The 4,430-nt window shown below is 75.6% G+C and carries 4 protein-coding genes; 3 read left to right on the forward strand and 1 reads right to left on the reverse strand.

Annotated elements, in window-relative coordinates:
* Nucleotides 1–93 precede the first annotated feature (93 nt).
* On the reverse strand, nt 94–780 hold the full coding sequence (locus tag B1205_RS00465; protein ID WP_089153801.1) for a metal-dependent transcriptional regulator: 687 nt from the start codon (nt 778–780) through the stop codon (nt 94–96).
* A gap of 97 nt (nt 781–877) precedes the next feature.
* Between B1205_RS00465 and B1205_RS00470 the strand changes: the two genes are divergently transcribed.
* The 3 genes from B1205_RS00470 to B1205_RS30510 form a co-directional block, all read left to right on the forward strand.
* A complete protein-coding gene (locus tag B1205_RS00470) occupies nt 878–1,735 on the forward strand; it encodes a sulfurtransferase (RefSeq protein ID WP_089153802.1) in 858 nt (285 codons plus the stop codon).
* Nucleotides 1,736–1,782: 47 nt separating this feature from the next.
* A complete protein-coding gene (locus B1205_RS00475; protein WP_089153929.1) occupies nt 1,783–2,964 on the forward strand; it encodes an acetoin utilization protein AcuC in 1,182 nt (393 codons plus the stop codon).
* 25 nt (nt 2,965–2,989) lie between these two features.
* Nucleotides 2,990–4,430: GNAT family N-acetyltransferase (locus B1205_RS30510; protein WP_254909603.1), on the forward strand; the 1,441-nt coding region annotated here is incomplete at its 3' end.

Here is a 4,430-nt window from a genome sequence, read left to right on the forward strand (position 1 = left end):
CGCCACGGCCGAGGTGGAGGAGGCGACCGGGAAACTGGTCGCGCTGGCCAAGGTGATCGACACCCGGCAGTTGTGAGCCCGGTCGCGGCCCGGTCAGCGGGCCGCGACGAACACCCGGGAGGCCACCTCGCGGGGCAGCCGCACCCGGTCACCCGACCGGTCGATGGAGACCCCGTCGCGCTCCTGCGCCACGGTCACGGTCGCGCCCGGATCGACGCCCGCCGCGTGCAGTTGCCGCAGGACGTCGGCGTCGGTCTGCACGCTCTCGCAGATCCGGCGCACCACCACCGGCCCGGACAGGCCGGGGAAGGCGAGGTTGCGCTCGCCCTCGACGGCCTCGGCCAGCGGCTGGCCCGGGTCGCCCAGCTCCTCCAGCCCCGGGATCGGGTTGCCGTAGGGCGAGCGGGTCGGGCGGTTGAGCAGGTCGTAGACCCGCTGCTCCACCGCGTCGCTCATCACGTGCTCCCAGCGGCAGGCCTCCTCGTGGGCCTCCTCGTAGGGCATCCCGATCACGTTGACCAGCAGCAACTCGGCCAGCCGGTGCTTGCGCATCACCGACACCGCCGTGTTGCGGCCCTGCGCGGTGAGGGTCAGGTGCCGGTCGCCCTCGACGGTGAGCAGCCCGTCGCGTTCCATCCGGGCGACGGTCTGGCTGACGGTCGGGCCGCTCTGCCTCAGCCGCTCGGCGATGCGGGCACGCAGCGGCGGCACACCCTCCTCCTCGAGTTCGAGGATGGTGCGCAGATACATCTCGGTAGTGTCTACCAGGTCGTGCTTCACGTCAGCGGCCTCCCGGCGTCCGATGCTACCCGTAACCACCGACGTCGACCGCAGGCGAACCGCGAGGTCGGTGCCCCGATGGTGTTGACTGGGTCGCATGTCCGGAACCGTTGACCTGCTGGTCGAACCCGATCGGCTCGCCGCCGAGCTCGACCGCGCCGACCCGCCCGTCCTGCTCGACGTCCGCTGGCGGCTGACCGGCCCGCCCGGCCGCGACGATCACACCGCCGGCCACCTGCCGGGCGCGGTCTTCGTCGACCTGGACACCGAGCTGTGCGGGCCGCCGGGCACCGCCGGCCGTCACCCGTTGCCCGAGCCGGCGGCGTTGCAGGGCACGCTGCGGGCCGCCGGCGTCCGCGCCGGTCATCCCGTGGTGGTGTACGACGGCGGCGACGGGATGTCCGCCGCCCGGGCCTGGTGGACGCTGCGGTGGGCGGGGCACCGGGCGGTGCGGGTGCTGCACGGCGGGTATCCGGCCTGGACCGCGGCCGGGTTGCCGGTGGACACCGCGGCGCCGACCCCGACCCCCGGTGACGTGACGGTCGTACCGGGCGGACTGCCGGTGCTCGACGCCGGGCAGGCCGCCCGGCTCGCCGCCGCCGACGCCGGGGTGCTGCTCGATGTGCGGGCCGCGCCGCGCTACCGGGGCGAGGCCGAGCCGGTCGACCCGGTCGCCGGGCACGTCCCGGGCGCGGTCAACCTGCCCGCACCGGAGTACGTCACGCGGGGCCGGTTTCCCGCCGCCGAGGCGCTGCGGGAGCGCTTCGCCGCCGCCGGGGTGCGGGGGGACGCGCCGGTCGGGGCGTACTGCGGTTCGGGGGTGACCGCCGCGCAGACGGTGCTGGCGTTGCACCTGGCCGGGCGTCCGGACGCCGCCCTGTACGTCGGCTCGTGGAGCGGGTGGGTGGCCGACCCGGACCGTCCGGTGGCGACGGGCGGCCCGTCCGGCCGGTGAACGCGCTGCTGGTGGGCGCGTCCGGGGTCGCGTGGGACGATGGCCGCATGGCCGACGACACGGTGGTGGTGTGGGACGAGGCCCTGCTCGCCTACGACCTGGGTGATCATCCGCTGGATCCGGTGCGGGTCGAGCTGACCATGGCGCTCGCCCGCGAGTTGGGCGTGCTCGACCGGCCCGGGGTGCGGCTGGTGAAGCCGGAGCCGGCCGACGACGCGTTGCTCACCCGGGTGCACGACCCGGCCTACCTGGACGCGGTCCGGGCCGCGCCGCGCGACCCGCTCTTCGCCGGCTTCGGCCTGGGCACCTCGGACAATCCGGTCTTCGACGGGATGCACGAGTCCAGCGCGCTGATCGTCGGGGCGAGCGTGGCCGCCGCCGAGGCGGTCTGGCGCGGTGAGGCCCGGCGCGCGGTCAACGTGGCCGGTGGCCTGCACCACGCGATGCCGGCCCGGGCGGCCGGCTTCTGCGTCTACAACGATCCGGCGGTGGCCATCGCCCGCCTGCTCGACCTGGGCGCGGAGCGGATCGCGTACGTGGACGTGGACGTGCACCACGGCGATGGGGTGCAGGAGGTCTTCTACCGGGACCCGCGGGTGCTCACGGTCAGCCTGCACGAGAGCCCGCTCGCGCTCTTCCCCGGCACCGGGTTCCCGGACGAGACCGGTGGGCCGGGTGCGGAGGGCACGGCGGTCAACGTGCCGCTGCCGCCGGGGGTCGGCGACGCCGGTTGGCAGCGGGCGTTCCACGCGGTGGTGCCGTCGGTGCTGCGCGCGTTCCGGCCGCAGCTTTTGGTGACCCAGTGCGGGGCGGACGGGCACCGCGCGGACCCGCTGGCCGACCTGCACCTGTCCGTGGATGGGCAGCGGGCCACCTACCTGGCGTTGCGGGCGCTCGCCGACGAGCTGTGCGACGGCCGTTGGGTGGCCACCGGGGGCGGCGGGTACGCGCTGGTCGAGGTGGTGCCCCGGGCGTGGACGCACCTGCTCGCGGTGGCCACCGGCGAGCCGCTCGACCCGGCCCGGCTCACGCCGCCGGGCTGGCGTGAGCTGGCCGGGCGGCGGCGGCCGGGGCACGACGTCCCGCTGCGGATGACCGACGACGTGGACCCGTCCTTTCAGCCGTGGCAGCCCAGCGGTGAGCCGAACGCGGTGGACCGGGCCGTCGCGGCGACCCGCAAGGCGGTCTTCCCGTTGCTGGGGCTCGACCCGCACGATCCGCGCGACTGAGCCCGTGGGTGGCGAGGACCGGCCGGTGACGCCACCGGTGGACGTGTTGCTCAGCGACGGTACGACCGGGCAACTGCGGCAGATCCGCCCGGACGACGCGGCGGCGATCGTGGCGATGCACGCCCGCTTCTCCGAGCGCACCCGTTACCTGCGGTACTTCTCGCCGTACCCGCGTATCCCGGAGCGGGACCTGAGGCGTTTCGTCACCGTCGACCACCGCGACCGGGAGGCGTTCGTGGTGCTGGCCGGTGAGCGGATCGTGGCCGTCGGCCGGTACGAGCGGCTCGGTCCGGCGTCGCCGGAGGCCGAGGTGGCGTTTGTGGTGGAGGACGCCTACCAGGGGCGGGGCATCGGTTCGGTGCTGCTGGAGCACCTGGCCGACGCGGCCGGCCGGCACGGCATCGTGCGGTTCGTCGCCGAGGTGCTGCCGGCGAACGGGACGATGCTGCGGGTCTTCGCCGACTTCGGCTACCAGGTCCAGCGGCAGTACGCCGACGGCGTGGTGCACCTCAGTTTCCCGATCGCGGCGACGGAGGCGACGCTCGCGGTGCAGCGGGGTCGGGAGCACCGCACCGAGGCGCGGTCGATCGCCCGGCTGCTCGCCCCGCGGGGCGTCGCCGTCTACGGCGCCAGCACCACCGGGCAGGGCGTCGGCGCGGCGCTGCTCGGGCATCTGCGCGACGGCGGGTACGCGGGCGCGATCGTGCCGGTGCATCCGAGCGCGGCGACGGTGGCCGGGCTGCCCGCGTACCGGTCGGCGGTCGACGCCGGGGCGGACGTGGACCTGGCGGTGGTGGCGGTCGCGCCGGAGGCGGTGACCGAGGTGGTCCGGGACGCGGCCCGGGCCGGCGCGCACGGGCTGGTGGTGGTCTCGGCCGGGTTCGCCGAGTCCGGTCCGGCCGGCGCGGCGGCGCAGCGCGCCCTGGTCCGTGCCGCGCACCTGGCCGGGATGCGGGTGGTCGGCCCGAACTGTCTCGGCGTCGCCAACACCGACCCGGCGGTACGCCTCAACGCCACGCTCGCTCCGGTGCTGCCCGCCGCGGGGCGGGTCGGCGTGTTCAGTCAGTCCGGCGCGTTCGGGGTGGCGTTGCTGGCCGAGGCGTCCCGGCGCGGGCTGGGGCTGTCCAGTTTCGTCTCGGCCGGCAACCGGGCCGACGTGTCCGGCAACGACCTGTTGCAGTACTGGCAGGACGACCCGGGCACCGACGTGATCACGCTCTACCTGGAGACGTTCGGCAATCCGCGCAAGTTCGCCCGGCTGGCCCGGCGGATCGGGCGCACCAAGCCGGTGGTGGCGTTGGCGTCGCTGGCCCGGCCGCCGGGCGTGGGGGAGGCCCCGGCGTTGGACGCGGCGGCGGTGAGCGCGCTCTTCGCGCAGTCCGGCGTGATCCGGGTGGACACCGTGTCCGAGTTGCTCGACGTGGGCGTGCTGCTGGCGCACCAGCCGTTGCCGGCCGGTCGGCGGG

The organism is Micromonospora sp. NBS 11-29, assembly GCF_002140155.1.
GTDB lineage: Bacteria > Actinomycetota > Actinomycetes > Mycobacteriales > Micromonosporaceae > Micromonospora.

What these genes read in the sequence shown, in the direction of transcription:
- B1205_RS00470 (WP_089153802.1), top strand. Translation starts at nt 878, where the DNA reads ATGTCCGGAACCGTTGACCTGCTGGTCGAACCCGATCGGCTCGCCGCC.
- B1205_RS00475 (WP_089153929.1), top strand. Translation starts at nt 1,783, where the DNA reads ATGGCCGACGACACGGTGGTGGTGTGGGACGAGGCCCTGCTCGCCTAC.